At 63.7% G+C, this 14,163-nt stretch carries 13 protein-coding genes; 8 read left to right on the top strand and 5 right to left on the bottom strand.

All coding sequences use genetic code 11. The features are described 5' to 3' along the window. Window positions 1-142: 142 nt before the first annotated feature. From AAC071_RS07670 to AAC071_RS07660, 3 genes are all read right to left on the bottom strand, one after another. Window positions 143-985 carry an outer membrane lipoprotein-sorting protein gene (locus AAC071_RS07670; protein WP_339831408.1) on the bottom strand — a complete coding sequence of 281 codons (843 nt, stop codon included), beginning with the start codon at window positions 983-985 and terminating at the stop codon, window positions 143-145. A gap of 92 nt (window positions 986-1,077) precedes the next feature. After that, window positions 1,078-3,414 (bottom strand): MMPL family transporter, encoded by a 2,337-nt coding sequence (locus AAC071_RS07665; protein ID WP_339831406.1) that lies wholly within the window; start codon window positions 3,412-3,414, stop codon window positions 1,078-1,080. Continuing rightward, a complete protein-coding gene (locus AAC071_RS07660) occupies window positions 3,411-4,058 on the bottom strand; it encodes a TetR/AcrR family transcriptional regulator (RefSeq protein ID WP_339831405.1) in 648 nt (215 codons plus the stop codon). Before AAC071_RS07660 ends, AAC071_RS07665 begins: the two co-directional genes overlap by 4 nt. A 381-nt stretch (window positions 4,059-4,439) precedes the next feature. On the opposite strand from AAC071_RS07660, the gene AAC071_RS07655 reads away from it, so the two are divergent. After that, entirely contained in the window at window positions 4,440-4,634 is a 195-nt protein-coding gene (locus tag AAC071_RS07655; protein WP_339831404.1) for a hypothetical protein, read from the top strand. A gap of 4 nt (window positions 4,635-4,638) precedes the next feature. Here the strand turns inward: AAC071_RS07655 and AAC071_RS07650 are convergent, their stop codons facing one another. After that, window positions 4,639-5,313: a PAS domain-containing protein gene (locus tag AAC071_RS07650; RefSeq protein ID WP_339831403.1), complete on the bottom strand. Its 675-nt coding sequence runs from the start codon at window positions 5,311-5,313 to the stop codon at window positions 4,639-4,641. 609 nt (window positions 5,314-5,922) lie between these two features. Here AAC071_RS07650 and AAC071_RS07645 point away from each other — a divergent pair. Further along, window positions 5,923-6,237 (top strand): type II toxin-antitoxin system RelE/ParE family toxin, encoded by a 315-nt coding sequence (locus AAC071_RS07645; RefSeq protein WP_339831402.1) that lies wholly within the window; start codon window positions 5,923-5,925, stop codon window positions 6,235-6,237. Continuing rightward, entirely contained in the window at window positions 6,227-6,511 is a 285-nt protein-coding gene (locus tag AAC071_RS07640) for an addiction module antidote protein (protein WP_339831400.1), read from the top strand. The genes AAC071_RS07645 and AAC071_RS07640 overlap by 11 nt, the downstream gene beginning before the upstream one ends. Here AAC071_RS07640 and AAC071_RS07635 read toward each other — a convergent pair. Next, window positions 6,508-7,488: a KpsF/GutQ family sugar-phosphate isomerase gene (locus tag AAC071_RS07635; protein WP_339831399.1), complete on the bottom strand. Its 981-nt coding sequence runs from the start codon at window positions 7,486-7,488 to the stop codon at window positions 6,508-6,510. The two genes, AAC071_RS07640 and AAC071_RS07635, sit on opposite strands and share 4 nt — an antisense overlap. Window positions 7,489-7,660: 172 nt before the next feature. On the opposite strand from AAC071_RS07635, the gene AAC071_RS07630 reads away from it, so the two are divergent. The 5 genes from AAC071_RS07630 (at window position 7,661) to AAC071_RS07610 (ending at window position 14,163) form a co-directional block, all read left to right on the top strand. Then, entirely contained in the window at window positions 7,661-8,455 is a 795-nt protein-coding gene (locus AAC071_RS07630; protein ID WP_339831398.1) for a metallophosphoesterase, read from the top strand. 135 nt (window positions 8,456-8,590) lie between these two features. Further along, window positions 8,591-9,253: a polysaccharide biosynthesis/export family protein gene (locus AAC071_RS07625; protein ID WP_339831396.1), complete on the top strand. Its 663-nt coding sequence runs from the start codon at window positions 8,591-8,593 to the stop codon at window positions 9,251-9,253. A 402-nt stretch (window positions 9,254-9,655) separates the two neighbouring features. Continuing rightward, on the top strand, window positions 9,656-10,198 hold the full coding sequence (locus tag AAC071_RS07620) for a hypothetical protein (protein WP_339831394.1): 543 nt from the start codon (window positions 9,656-9,658) through the stop codon (window positions 10,196-10,198). A gap of 146 nt (window positions 10,199-10,344) precedes the next feature. Then, window positions 10,345-11,619, top strand: a complete 1,275-nt coding sequence (locus AAC071_RS07615) for an outer membrane beta-barrel protein (RefSeq protein WP_339831393.1) — start codon at window positions 10,345-10,347, stop codon at window positions 11,617-11,619. Between the two features lie 270 nt (window positions 11,620-11,889). Next, the gene (locus tag AAC071_RS07610; RefSeq protein ID WP_339831392.1) at window positions 11,890-14,163 is read left to right on the top strand and encodes a polysaccharide biosynthesis tyrosine autokinase; all 2,274 of its coding nucleotides are present in this window, start codon (window positions 11,890-11,892) and stop codon (window positions 14,161-14,163) included.

The raw sequence follows: 14,163 nt of genomic DNA, 5'->3' as shown, positions 1-14,163 counted from the left end.
GGCCCTCCTTTGTAATCAAGGTGGCGGGTCATCCACGTCCTTCTTTTCTTCTGTTCCGTGCCGCAAGGACGTGGATGGCCCGCATAAAGCGGGCCATGACGATTTTTGAGGTCGTGCCAACCATCTCGATGCCGCAAACGCATCAGCGGGCGCGTTGAAGCGCATTGGTGTTGAAGTCGTTGCGGCTCAGTCCGTTCCCGAAATTGTAGCTGTCCCATGTCAGGCGTGTCGATTTTCCGGTCACGAGGTTCTGCATGTAGAGATCGTGCGCACGCCAGAAACGGTCGTCATAGAGACGGTAGTCGTTGAGCGTCAGGGTTTTCAGCAACTCGTCCTTGCGGTCGTAATAATCGACCTTGCGCGGCTGGTAGTCGGTCGTGTCGGTCCATACGATCTGGCGCGTATAGCCCGAATGCTCGTAGAGCGGATAGCGTTCGGTCACATGGCAGACGCGGTCGGCCACCGGCTCGGGGCAGGCCTCGTCGCGCAGCCATTTGTAGTCGTACTTGCCGACTTCGGTGGAGGAGAAATCCTCGAAGGCGAATTCGCTGCCCATGAAGGGGCCCGACTTGTTGACCGACGAGATCCGCTTCACGCGCTTGACCGCCGGCAGATACATCCACTGATCGTCCGGGTCGAGAATGCGCGCATGGGTCAGGAGCGCCGTGCCCTCGACGTCGCGCGGCTTGTCGAAGACATTGAGCGTCCAGTCGCCTTCGCCCGGGTTGGGTTCTTCCAGCGTCATCGAGCGCAGCTCGCGCACGCTGGTTTCGCCATAGGCGTTTTCGAGGATCATGCGCATCGAGGCGCGGGTGTCGCCGAAGCCGCTGTTGCGCCGGTCGCTTTCCTCGGCAATGGCAAGGCCCTTGGCCGCCGGATCGTCCGGCAGCGCGATCGCTTCGGCGCCGGCGGGCAGCACGGGCAGGGCGGCAAGGGCGGCCGCGAGCGCAAGACCCGCTCCGCCGATGAAAAACCGCATACGCATAAGTCACCTCCTTGAATGTATCCCGCAACATGACGGGACAGGACGGGCCGGGCAAGTATGCGCGCCGGCCCCTGTTCGATCGCCGCCGCCGCTCAGTCGGCGGTTGCCGGCGCTGCGGCGGGTGCCGCGGCCGCCCGGCGCCGCCGGTCGACCGTGATCAGCAGCGCCGGCAGCAGCAGGAAGTCGATAATGAGCGCCACCGCGACGGTCAATGCCACCATGATGCCCAGCATCGCGTTCACCTTGAAGGGCGAGAGCGCCAGGATGGCGAAGCCGACCACCAGCACGAAGGTCGAGACCCAGAGCGCGGTGCCCACTGTCGAGAAGGCGTAGCGCACGCTGTCCTCGGGCGATTTGCCCTGTTCGATGCTGGCGCGGCGGTATTTCGACAGGAAATGCACCGTCGCATCGACGATCAGCCCCAGCGCGGTCGCGATCACGAAGGTCGACCAGAAGCCGACCTCGGTCGTGAACAGCGCCAGGATGCCGAAGGCGACGATGGGCGGCGTCAGGTTGGGCACCAGGCTGACAATGCCGAGCCTGAGATTGCGCAAGGCCAGCATCAGACAGGCCGAGATCAGCACCAGCGCGATGCCCGTGCCGGTCGTCATGGCGTTGAAGTTGTTGCGCCCGATAAAGGCGAACATCACCGCCTGGCCGGCCGGATAGGCATACATGTGTTCCGGCGCGTTGGCCTTCAGCCATGTGTCGGCACGGTCGATCAGGCCCTGCATCTCGACCGTCGAAATGTCGGTCAGTGTCAGGGTCAGCTTGGTCGCCGACTTGTCGACATTGATCTGGTCGTTGAGGTCGAGCCCGTAGGGCAGCGACATCTCGTAGAGCAGCAGGAACTGGGCGGCCATGTCGCGGTCGTCGGGCACCCGGTAATAGCTCTCGTCGTCGCCATGCATGCTCTTGTTGATGCGCTTCATCACGTCGGAGAAGGTCGAGACATGCACCACTTCCGGCTGGGTGCGGAACCAGTTGGCGAATTCCTCCAGCTTGGCGACATATTCCGGGTTCGACACGCCCCCGGTCTCGCCGGCCGAGAGCGAATAGCTGATCTGGTAGATGCCGGTCAGATTGTCGGCCGCCCAGTCGGAGGCGACGCGGAACTCCATGCGCTCGTCGAAATAGGTGACGAAGCGGTCGTTGAAGACGAAACGCGGCAGCAGCGTCGCGAAGCCGACGATCAGCACGGTCATCGCCACCAGCAGGACGCGGCGGTTGCCGATCACCACTTCGGCGATGCGGCCCATGAACTCGCTCTGGCGGACCAGCGTGTCCTTGGCCTGCATCGGCAGGATGGCGGCCAGCGCCGGCAAGAGCGTCACCGACAGCGCCCAGGCGATCAGCGCGCCGACAGCGGCCGTGTTGCCGAGGTCGCGGAAGGGCGGGGCGTCGGAAAAGTTGAGGCTGGCAAAGCCGATGGCGGTGGTGATGCTGGTCAGGAAGACCGGGCCCCAGTTGACGCGCAGGCTTTCGATGATGGCCTCGTGCTTGGTACGGCCGCGCCGCATCTCGACCAGCATGGTGACGAGAATGTGGATCGAATCGGCGACCGCGATGGTCAGGATGATGGTCGGCGCGCCGGAAGAGGGCGGCGTCAGCTTGACGCCGAACCAGCCCATCACGAGGCCCATGGCGGCGGCGGCCGACATGGTGACGACCAGAATCGTCGCGATGGTGCCGGGGATCGAGCGGGTCAGGAAGAAGACGGTCAGGGCCAGCACCATGTACATGGCCGGCGTCAGCGTCGCGAGGTCGCGCTGGGCGGCCTCGGCAAAGGAGTTCGAAAGCGCCACCGAGCCGGTCAGCTCGAAGCGGATATCGGGATGGGCGGCGCGCATCTCGGCCAGCAGGGCGCGCGCATGGGTCATCACCTCCGCCGTCGCCGCCTGGTCGTCGCGCGGCATTTTCAGCGTCGCGACGATGGCCGTCGTCGTCTCGTCGTCGGAGATCAGCCGGTTGGCGATCACCGGTTCGCCGAGCGCGATGGCGCCGACGGCGGCGGCCTCGGCATCGGTGAGGCTCGCCGGATCGGCCACCAGGTCGCGCACGGTCAGGTCGTCATTCTCGGCGCTGGTGTGCTGGTAGTTGGTCAGGCTGTCGACGCGGATCGAGAAGGGCGTCTGCCAGGCCTTTTCGGTGATCTCCTTGACGATGGCCAGGCGCTCGGTCGTCGTGACCTTGCCGTCTTCAGGCTGCAGCACCCAGAGCAGCGTGTCGGGGCTGGTGTAGGTGCGTTCGAGCTTTTCGAAGGCCTGCAGGTTCGGGTTCTGCTCGGTGAAGAAATAGCGGTAGTCGTTCGAGAACTCGATGAAGCGCCCGCCGCTTGCCAGATAGAAGACGCCGGCAAAGGCGGCGATGACCACCAGCCAGCGGAATTTCACGACCGCCTTGCCATAGGCGACGACCCAATCGTTCATGCAACCTCACTCGCCGCGGCGGCCGGGGGCGGCCGCAGACTGTCCAGATAGTCGAAAAATGCCGTGGCCGCCGCTTTCCCCACTTCGAGGTTCTGCGTCGCCTTGATCATGCTGGCGACCCCCTGATGGCTGGCGACGATCAGCGTCGCGACGCATTGGGGGTCGATATCGGAACGCACGGTCCCGTTCTGCTGGCCCTTTGCCAGTGCCGCCGCGACGACGCCGCGAAAGCTGGCGAAGAGGTCGGTGAAAAGTTTCTGGAACCCGGCATCGATGCCGGCCATTTCCTGGGTCAGGTTCTGGAAGGGACAGCCGAGGCGCGGGTCGATGCCGACATCGCCATCGGCATGGCGCCGGATGATGTTGCGGATCGTTGTCAGCGGATCCGCCGTCTCATGAAGCGGCTCGATCCAGACACTCTTTATATAGGTACCCATGAACTCGGCCGCCGCCGCCAGGCCCAGCGCGTGCTTGTCGGGGAAGTGGTGATAGAGCGAGCCCTTGGTGCAGCCGGCCTTGGCGATGATCTCGTTGAGGCGCGCCGCCTGAAAGCCGTGTTCGTAGATTTCCGCGAAGGCCGCCTCGAGCAGCAGCTGGCGCGTCCGGTCGCCGCGCGCATGACGGCCGTCGCTCCCGGCTTCCACAGCTTCTCGATGGGAAATATCGCTGCTCACGCGTCTCGGCCCTGCAATCGGGGAACGTCCGGTCCAGCGGTGTGAATGTGTCGCAAATCCGAAACAAACAGACCAGTTGGTATGTTTTTACATTTCCAGATTTTGCCGCCGCCGTCAAGCCGGCCCCCGGCCGGTCGCGGGATGACCGTCGCCGCTTGAGGGCCGGCCCCCCGCAATGGGGCTCCGGAATGTGTGCGTAGATTCCGATTCTGTGCAGGCCGATCTGATTCTGGCTCTGATATTCCAGTTGGACGTGTCCTTCGGGAACGGACGACCGGAACCCTCGCTTGGATACACACCCCGCCCCCCCGACATTCAAGCGAGGGTTTCGCGGTCCCGACGGAGATTTCCATGCGCCAGATCATTTGCTATCAGCGCCCCGAAACGGGGAGTGTGCTGGCCCGGATCTCGGTGCCGGACGAAGCGGAGACCTTGCGGCAGGTTCGGCGCCTTGAGGCGCTGGGCTATACCGTCGTCGACGTGACGCCGAGCTCGTCCGGCCACCCGGTCATGCGCCGCGGCCTGCAGCTCGCGACGGTTCGCTGACCCCTCAGTCCGGCAATTCCTGTTCGGCAATGCCCTGTTCGGTAAAGATCGTGTCGATGTCCTCGATGACCTCGAGATAGCTCGACGAGGGATCGATCTGGATGCCAAAGCCCAGTTCGCCCGGATCGGGGCCCTTATATTCAAATGTCAGCACGGCCATGATGACATTGGCCAGCCTGTCGTCGTCGGACAGGGGAAGCAGCAGGCGGTTGACGACCAGGCTGCTCTCGGTGGGCGCGACATAGGTGCCGCGGGAAAAGACCGGAAGGCGCTCGCGATAGCTTGTCCGGTAGAGATCGAGGGTGAAGTCGTCGTCGATGTTCGGCAGCGTCTCTCCGACATATTTGCCGGTGATGTTGGCGCCATAGGCATTGACGATCCCCGTTCCGACCAGGCGGCAACGAAAGCGTGTGCCGTTCTCCATGACGTCGGCCAGCAGGATGTTGGGCAGGATGGGCTTGATCTCGCCGGGAACGATGTCGGCCTTTTGCGGCATCGATCGCGCGCCGCGCTTCATGTTCCAGTAGGCCAGCGCCTTGCTCAGCTTGGCATCGTTCAGATAGTCGTAGCGGGCGTGGCGGTGTGCACCCGATCCCGCTTTGCGGGCGGGCGGCTGCTCCGGCTCGGTCTGGCGATGTTTCCGGGCGGTGTCGGGTGTCTCCTCCGGCGAATGCGGCATCGCGATGGGGCCTTTCGGGATGTGGCGGAAGGTTCGGAAGAAAATCGCAAAGCCGACCGCCGAGCCGTCATCGCGGGTTGCCGACGCAATACGCCTGCGAACTGAAACACTGAGTTTCGATGCTATCTGCGCGCGGCTGTCCGGAGGAGGGTCGGAATGTACCGAGCGTGACGCTGCGCCGGCTGCGCCGTCCCCGTCATCGCTTCCGGATTCGCAGTCATGGAATTGAGGCGACAGTGGCAAAACATCGTGTCTGCACTCGCCCTGCCTTGCACGAATGGCAAAACAGGTGCCTGACGCCTATTGCTCCCCGTCGGACCCGTTGTCCGGCTCGTCGCCTGGCGGCGTCCTGCCAGCCGGACCGGCGGCGCCCGAAATCCGTATGTGACAGTTTTTTGACAGTTCCGTGACAGAGGGGGGGTAGCGGAAATCGGCTGCGCTGTCACATATGCCGGTTCCAAGCGCTATCACCTTGAAACTGCAGGAAGATTGCCGGCCGGCCCCGTTTGATGACAGTGCTGTCGCAGCGTCTGCAGCGTCCGCTGTCAGACGACGCCGGCTTTCTTCTTTCTCGATTGACTTTTGTATCCTATGGGATACAAATTTTCGATGATCGAGATACGCCAGACTCGGGTATTCAGCGATTGGCTGGCAGGGTTGCGCGATGCACAGGCGCGGGCGCGCATTCTGGTCCGTCTCGATCGGCTGGCGCTCGGCAATCCGGGTGACGTCAAGGCGGTGGGCGAAGGCGTCAGCGAGCTCCGGATCGCTTATGGTCCCGGCTACCGGGTCTATTTTGTTCAGCGAGGCAAGGCACTTGTGATCCTGCTGTGTGGTGGCGACAAAGGCCGCCAGGATCGGGATATCGCCGCCGCCAAGGCTTTGGCGCGGCAGTTGCGAAACGAGGATGAAGATGACGCGTGAATTGACCCGACCCTATGACTCGGCCGAATTTCTGAAGACAAAACAGGATGTTGCGGCCTATCTCGAGGCGGTCTTCGAGGATGGCGACCCGGCGCTGATCGCTCATGCGCTGGGCGTCGTGGCGCGGGCGGAGGGCATGACCGAGGTCGCGAAGCAGGCCGGGCTGACAAGAGCCAGTCTTTACAAGGCCTTGTCGGCCGAGGGGCGGCCGGAATTTGCCACCGTCCTCAAGGTGGTGCGGGCGCTCGGCCTCAAGATCACGGTCGCTGCCTAGACGACGCCGGCTTTCAGGAAGTCGTGGATATGGACGATGCCGACCGGCTTGCCCTCCTCGACTGCGAACAGGCTGGTAATCTTCTTGTTGTTCAACAGGTTGACCGCTTCCGAGGCCAGCATGTCGGGGCTGACCGTCACCGGGGTGCGGTTCATGATCTCGCCGGCGGTCCGGGCCAGCAGGCCCTCGGCCGAGTGGCGGCGGATGTCGCCATCGGTGATCATCCCCGCGAGGCGCCCGCTCTCGTCGGTCAAGCCTATGCAGCCCTTGGACTTTTTCGACATGATCACCAGCGCTTCCGACATCGGCGTGTCGGGGCGGGCCAGCGGCATGGCCTCGCCGGTTTCCATGATCTCGCGCACATGGGCCAGCATCGCGCCGAGCTTGCCGCCGGGGTGGAAGACCTTGAAATCCTTGGCAGAAAAGCCCTTGCGCTCGATCAGCGCCATGGCGATCGCATCGCCCAGCGCCAGCTGCATCGTCGTCGATGTGGTCGGCGCCAGCTTGTTGGGGCAGGCTTCCTCGACCTTTGGCAACAGCAGCGCGATGTCGGCGGCGCGGCCGAGCGCGCTTGCCGCCTCGCCGGTGATCGCGACCAGCGGGATCGCGAACCGTTTCGCATGCGAGATGACACTGTAAAGCTCTGAAACTTCACCGGATTTCGACAGCGCCAGGATGGCGTCGCCATTGACGATCATGCCGAGATCGCCATGGCTGGCCTCGCCGGGATGGACGAATTGCGCCGGGGTGCCGGTCGAGGCCAGGGTGGCGGCGATCTTGCGCGCGATATGGCCGGACTTGCCCATGCCGGTCACGATGACGCGGCCGGTGGCCTGCCCGAGCGTCTCGACGGCCGCGGTGAAGGGCCCGTCCAGCGACGCCATCAGGGCGTTAAGTCCTTCTATTTCCAGCGAAAGCGTCCGCCGTGCCGAGGCCAGATGATCGGCGGCGGCGATGGCTTTGAGGTCTTGCGGCAAGGCGTCGTCTCCTGAGTTCTGCCTTTCTATATATCATGGAGTGGCGCGCGCCTATGCGCGGCGCGGTGCGGTCCGGCAAAAGACGCCGGGGCCGGCCGGGATTCCGGTTGCTATCTCCTTGTTTTTGCAGGCAAAGCGGATAGTGTCGGGCCGAACGGGAACGAGGTGGCTGGTGCCGGGCGGGATCTTCAATCGGTTGCGGGGCATGTTCGGCGGCGCGCCGGCCATGGTGCCGCGCGCGCCGGACGGCATGCGGATCTATGCGATCGGCGATATTCACGGCCGCGACGATCTGCTGGCCGCGCTTCTGGGCCTGATCGAGGCCGATGCCGCCACCGCCGCGCCGGGGACGCGCAAGGTCTTGATTTTTCTGGGGGATTACGTCGATCGCGGGCTGCAGTCCAGGGCCGTGATCGACCGGCTGACCGGCGATTTCGCACCCGGTTTCGAACGCGTCTTCCTGAAGGGCAATCACGAGCTGGCGCTCAGGCAGTTTCTCGACGATGCCGGTTTCGGCCGTACCTGGAAATATTATGGCGGGCTCGAGACGCTGCATTCCTATGGAATCAAGGAGTTGACGCTCTCCGATGACCCGGGTGATTTCGAGCGCGCGCGCGCGCATTTCCGCGAGATCATGCCGGACAAGCATCTGGAATTCCTCGACAATCTGGCGCTCTCTGCCGAATTCGGCGATTATTTCTTCGTCCATGCCGGGGTCCGGCCGGGCATCGCGCTTGCCCGCCAGATCGAGGAGGATCTGTTGTGGATCCGCGAGGATTTCCTCGATTCCACAAGCAGTTACGGCAAGGTGATCGTGCATGGGCACACGCCGCGCGAGGCGGTCGAGTTCCGCGTCAATCGCATCGGCGTCGATACCGGCGCCTACATGACCGGCGTGTTGACGGCGCTGGTGCTGGAAGGCGAGGGCCGGCGTCTGATCCAGACCGGCGTTGCGCCCGCAAATTAACCAGGGCGGCAGAAAGGCGCAGGAATCAGGCCCGATTGCGCTCCATCGCCGCGCCGAATGATGTTAGAAATGGCAATCGACAACCGTCGCGCCGCTTCTCCGGCTGCGGCGGCAACAGCAGGCGGAGGCGTATCCATGAGCCGATCAGCGATGGCGCGACAAGGGGTTTTGCCGGTGCGGCAACGGATATTGCCATGGCGGCAATTCCTGACGGCAAGCGCCGTCCTCCTGATGGCCTTCCTGCTCGCCGCCTGCACCGACGGACCGCGGCCCAACATGCCGGGGCCGGTCAGCCATACGGCGCAAGCCGCCGGCGACATGTCCTTGCCGGCCGATGCCACGCTGGATTACCGGCTGGGCGCCGGCGACAAGCTGCGCCTGATCGTCTTCGGCGAGGCCGATCTTTCTGGTGAATTCGACGTCACCGGCGGCGGCCGGGTTTCGCTGCCGCTGATCGGCCAGATCGACGCCGAAGGCCTGACCTTGAGCCAGTTCGAGGCGGCGGTGATTGCCAAGCTGCAGGACGGCTATCTCAACAATCCGCGCGTCAGCGCCGAAGTGCTCAATTATCGGCCATTCTACATCTATGGCGAGGTCGAAAGTCCGGGCCAGTATCCCTATACCAGCAGCATGACCATCCTGAACGCGGTAGCTGTGGCCGGGGGTTACACCTACCGCGCCAACCAGGATCGCGTCTTCATCACGCGGGGCGAGGGGGCCGAAGTCGCCTATCCGGCAAGCCAGGCGGTCAAGGTGCTGCCCGGCGATGTGGTGCGCATTCCCGAACGCTTCTTCTGAGCATCTGATCGGCCTTGTTGCGGCATCTTCGACGCGGGTACCGCCTTGTCATCGCAGAGTCATCGTCATCCGGCAAGGAGTCGAGCTTGAATCAAGATGCGTCGTGCTTGAATCAAGGCGGAATCTGCCTTTTACAACTGATGTATTTGAATCACGGTGAGACGAAAGTCGGCGTTAACCAACAATTAAACATGTTCAGACGCGTGCTGTTGATTGTAGATTGAGGTAACTATCGACGTTATGCGATCCGTCGAACGGTCATGCGATGGCCGCTGGTGACGCCCCGGGATGGGCGCCGCTTCCGGATCGTGGCAAGACCGGTGTCAGGCGATGATACCGGCACGAAATGGTCCGGGCGCGTGGAGGCCCGGTCATTGGACTATGGAAATGGGGAGTATCACGATGAAGAAGCTATTCTCGGCCGCGGTCATTGCCGGTGCAATGGCTTTGACGCCCGCGATTTTCGCGACGGCGCCAGCGGTGGCGCAGGGCATTGACGCCGAGCAGCTTGCCGCAATGGAAGCTGAAATCGAGGCGCTTCTGATTGCCAATGCCGACGACCCGGATGCCTTTGCGGCCGCGGTCGAGGCCTATGTCACGGCATCGGCCAATGCCGAGATCGCCGGCGAGGCGGTCATCAATGTGCTGACCAATCCGAAAAGCGATGCCGCGAAGCTGGCGCTGGCCAACAATCCGGGCCTGAAGACGGCCGGTGGTGCCGGTCTCGGTGCCGCGATCGCCGTGATCGGGATTACCGATCCGACAGCGGCGGCCAATATGCAGGCCAAGGTCGAGGCCTCGGGCGATACCACGCTGCAGGCTTCGGTGAGCCAGGGTACGGATTCGCGGACCGCGACATTGCAGCAACAACAGCAACAGCAGCAGACCCCGGGTGCCGGCGATACGCGGGACTCGACGCCGGAAACGCCGGCAAGCCCCAACTAGGGCGCGAATGGCCGACAGGGGGCCTTTGCGGCATTGAATATGGCCGCGCGTGTTCCCTGATCGGATTTGACGTTGCGTAACCGGTCGCCGGGTGGCGGTAGCCCGCTTCCGGACTGCAGGTTCCAGATTTACTTGGGGAAATCCTTATGTCCGCTTCACTTCTGTCGAAAACACTGATTGCCGCGATTGCTGCGACGGCGCTCTATGCCGTGCCGGTTTCGGTTGCATCCGCACAGGAAGAAATTGTCGACAACCGCAATGTCGGTGTGCGCGACCGGGTGCGTCCCGGCTACGACGCGGCCGGCGTCCGGGCGGGGGGCTTTACCGTGTTCCCCGAGGCGTCCGTCACCGGCACTTATGATGACAATATCTTTGCGGCCAATGTCGGTGAAGTCGACGATTTCATCACCACGCTGGCCGCCAGCGTCTCGGTCCAGTCGACCTGGAGCCGGCACGCGCTCAATCTCAATGCGGGTCTGGCGCAGTATCTCTATGCCGACAACAGCGACGAGGACCGGCTCGACTGGAATGTCGGCGGCAATGGCCGCGTCGACATCACCCGGGACACGAATATCAGCGGCGGGCTGTCCTATGCGCAGCTTCACGAAGATCGCGGCGCGCCGAACGCCCCGGGTCTGGCGGCCGAGCCGACCGAATATGCGCTGTTTCAGGCGAATGCCGCCCTCGCTCACCGTTTCAACCGGGTGACCACACGGGTCGGCGTGGGCTATGCCGATTATGATTATGACGATGCGCCGCTGATCGGTGGCGGTGTGCTCGATCAGGATTTCCGCGATCGCGAGGAATTCGAGCAGTTCCTGCGTCTGGGCTATGACGTCTCGCCCGACACCAATCTCTATATCCAGGGCACGCTCAATCAGCGCGAATACGATCAGAAGCCGCCGGTTGTGGCCCTCAACCGCGACTCGGACGGTTGGGCGGTCGTTGGCGGCTCGGAGTTCCGCCTGTCGAACCTCGCCCAGGGCGAGGTCTATATCGGCTATCAGGAGCAGAGCTTTGACGACCCGACGCTCACCGACATCAGCGGTCTTGCCTTCGGGGCGGCTGTCGACTGGTTCGTGACGCCGCTGACCACCGTACGGATCAATGCGGCCTCGACGGTGGAAGAAACGGTCGCGGCCGGCGCGTCGGGCTTCCTCGATCAGTCGGTGGGTCTCAGGATCGATCACGAGTTGATGCGCAACGTGATCGTCGGTGCACGTGCCTCCTTTGCCAATCAGGATTACGAGGGGATCGCCCGTTCGGACGATGTGATCCGCGCCGGGCTCGGCATCGATTATCTGCTGAACCGCAATTTCTCGGTGGGGCTCGGTTACGACTACACCGACCGGGACTCGAATGTGCTCGGGCTCGACTATACGCGCAATGAAATCGGGCTGACGCTGCGGGCGGCGCTTTAGGGCGGTCACGCGAAACAAATCCGGGTATCAGGGCAGCACGGGCGACCGTTGCTGCCCTTTCCATCTGCCAGGAGACGTCTGCCCGGGGCCATCTGCCGGGGCCGTCGTTAAGGATGGCAACGGGTTTCGGGCCGCCGTTTACGCATTTCGGTGGCCTATTGGCTAGGATGACGATCTGACAGAGGTACGGGCGTCCCGAAGGCAGGGGCCCCGACAGGCAAGGCGGCAAGGGCGTTGTGACAGATGCGTCCTGATGAGGAAATTAGAACGATGAATGCACCGGTGAAGGGCGCGGCCGCAAGGGCGGAGGGCGGAGCGCCTTATGGCGGCATCGAGGCCGAGGATCAGGGCTTTCTCGAGCTCGACCTGATGGCGCTCTACCGGACGTTGCGCAAGCGCCTCGGCGTGATCATGGGCGTGACTGTCGGGTTGACCGCTCTCGTCATGGTGGTGGTGCTGCAGCAGACGCCGCTCTACACGGCCGAAGCGCAGATCCTGCTCGACCGGCAGAAGATGCAGGTGACCGACATGCAGGCCGTGATGTCGGGCCTGTCGCCCGACAGCGCGACGGTCGACAGCGAGGTCGAGATCCTGCGGTCGCGCACGCTTGCCGCCCGCGTCATCGAGACCCTCGATCTTGTTCAGGACCCCGAATTCAACGGCGCCTTGCGCGAGCCCTCGATGCTGCGCTGGCTCGACCCCCGCGTCTGGATCGGCACGGCCCTGTCGCTGATCGAGGCCGAACCGCTGCCGCAAAGCGAGGATGTCCGGGCCCGGGCCGAGCTCAACGGGGTGATCAACAGCGTGCTCGGGCGCCTCACCGTGACGCGCCAGCGCCTGACCTATGTGATCAATATTTCCTTCGTCTCGGAAAATCCGGCCAAGGCCGCGCGGATCGCCAATAGCCTGGCTGACCTCTATATTCTCGACCAGCTGGAGGCCAAGTTCGATGCGACGCGCCAGGCCAATGACTGGTTGTCGCGGCGTCTCGCGGAACTGCGCCAGCAGGTGCAGGATTCCGAACGCGCGGTCGAGATCTACCGTACCGAAGAGGGGCTTGAATCCTCGGCCGCCGGCGTGACGGTCAGCGAGCAGCAATTGTCGGAGCTCAATGCGCAGCTGATCCTGGCCCGCACCAGCCTTGCCGAGGCGGAGGCCAAATATTCGCGCGCCCAGCAGATCCGCCGTTCCGGCGGCACCATCGAGAGCATGGCCGATGTCGTGCAATCGACCACCATCTCGCAATTGCGCCAGAAACAGGCCGAGCTTGCCCGCGAGCTTGCCAATCTGGCCTCCAAATACGGCCCGCGGCATCCCGAAATCGTCAATGCCGAGGCGCAGCGCCGCGATATCGAGCGCCAGATCGGTTCGGAAATAAACCGGATCGTCGGCAGCCTCGAGAACAATGTGTCGGTGGCGCAGACCCGCGTCGGGGCCCTGGAAGACAGTCTGCGCGAGATTCGCGGCGAGGCCGGCACCGGCAATCAGGCGATGATCCAGCTGCGCGAACTCGAACGCGAGGCGGCCGCCAACCGGGCGGTCTATGAGAGTTTCCTCAACCGCTTCAAGGAAACCAGCCAGCAGCAGGATTTCCAGACGCCGGACAGCCGGGTGATTTCGGCGGCGACCCCGCCCGTCAATCCTTCGCATCCGCGCAAGGCGCTTTCGCTGGCGCTGGCCCTTGTTCTCTCGGGCATGCTGGGGGTCGGCCTCGCCTTCCTGCTCGAGCATCTCGACAACGGGCTGCAGACGGGGCGCGACGTCGAACAGGCGCTGGGCCTGCCGCATCTGGTCTCGCTGCCGGCGACGCCGGCCGAGAAGGGGGCGGATGGCAAGGTCATGAGCCCGCAGGACTATCTTCTGGTCAAGCCCTTGTCGGCCTTCTCGGAATCGCTCCGCAGCCTGAGAAGCGCGTTGCAATTGTCGAATGTCGACAACCCGCCAACGGTCATTCTCTTCACTTCCGCTTTGCCCAACGAGGGCAAGACCACGACCTCGGCCGGCTTTGCGCGGGCGGCGGCGGCTTCGGGCCTCAAGGTGGCGCTGGTCGATTGCGATCTGCGGCATCCAAGCGTGCACAAGGCCTTTGGGCTGAAGCGGCCCGAAGCCGGGCTTGTCGAGCTGCTGGCCGAGCGGCTGGACCTCGCACAGGTGCTGATCAGGGACCCGAAATCCGAGCTCGACATCCTGCCGATCGCGACCGGCACCGCCAACCCGCCCGATGTGCTGGGCTCGACGCAGATGCGCCTGCTGCTCGACAGGCTCAAGGCCGATTACGATCTCGTGGTGCTCGACAGCGCACCGGTGCTGCCGGTCTCCGACAGCCGGGTGCTGTCGCGGATTGCCGACGAGACGGTCTTCGTGGTGCGCTGGAACGAGACGCCGAAGGACGCGGCCCAGGCCGCGATCCGCGAGCTCCGGCTTTACGATGCCAATATCGCCGGTGCGGTTCTGGCCGTGGTCGATACCGCCGCCCAGGCCAAATATGGCTATGGCGATGGCGGCTATTATTACGGGAAATACAGCCGTTACTACGTCAATTGA

Source organism: uncultured Parvibaculum sp. (assembly GCF_963975745.1).
Taxonomy (GTDB): domain Bacteria; phylum Pseudomonadota; class Alphaproteobacteria; order Parvibaculales; family Parvibaculaceae; genus Parvibaculum.
This window is presented reverse-complemented; position numbering and strand designations above follow the sequence as displayed.